We start from the raw sequence: 692 nt of genomic DNA on the forward strand, positions 1-692 counted from the left end.
GTGCGGGTGCTGGGGGAGGCGGTGCCGGGGGTGCCCGTGGTGGCCGTCGAGCCCTCCGCGGTGATGCGTGCGGCCCTCATGCCGCGGATCGTCGACGACCCCGATCTGCGCGATCGGGTCACCGTCCTTCCCGGAGGAGCCCTCGACGAGGTGCTGCCGGGGGAGGTTCGCGCGGTTCTGGCCCTCAACATGCTCGGCCATCTCACCGGCCCCGAGCGTCGGGAGTTGCTGGAGCGGGTGCTGCGGGCCCTGGTGCCGGGCGGGGTGCTCGTCACCAATCTCGCGCCCCCCTTCGAGCCCGTCACCGTGCCCCGGGCGCTCATGGCCCGCACGGAGGTGGGGGAGCTCGTCTACGAGGGGTACGCGAGCGCCGAGCCGTCCGGGGCGGACGGCCTCGTCTGGCGGATGGAGTACCGCACCCTGCGGGGGGACGCGGAGATCTCCGCGGTGACCGTCGAGTACCCCTGGTGCGTCTGCTCGGAGGAGGAGTTGGTCGCCGAGGCGACCGCGCTCGGATTCGGGGTCCGGCGGGTGGGGGACCCCGCGCTGGGGCTGCACGTCCTCGGTCGGTCCTCCGCGGGGGCGAGCGCGTTGGCGTGATCCCGTTGGTGCGGCGGTCGCGGTGCCCCGCTCCGGGTCGTCCTCCCGGGCGGGGCTTCCCGTTTGTGCGGGTCGGGGGTCGGGCCCCGGAG

General features: G+C 75.1%; 1 protein-coding gene. It reads left to right on the plus strand.

Annotated elements, in window-relative coordinates; all coding sequences use genetic code 11:
• A partial coding sequence (locus tag FOE67_RS27670) for an SAM-dependent methyltransferase (RefSeq protein WP_182667543.1) occupies positions 1 to 600 on the plus strand: 600 nt, incomplete at its 5' end.
• Positions 601 to 692 lie beyond the last annotated feature (92 nt).

Origin of the sequence: Streptomyces calidiresistens, assembly GCF_014141525.1 — a bacterium.
GTDB lineage: Bacteria > Actinomycetota > Actinomycetes > Streptomycetales > Streptomycetaceae > Streptomyces > Streptomyces calidiresistens.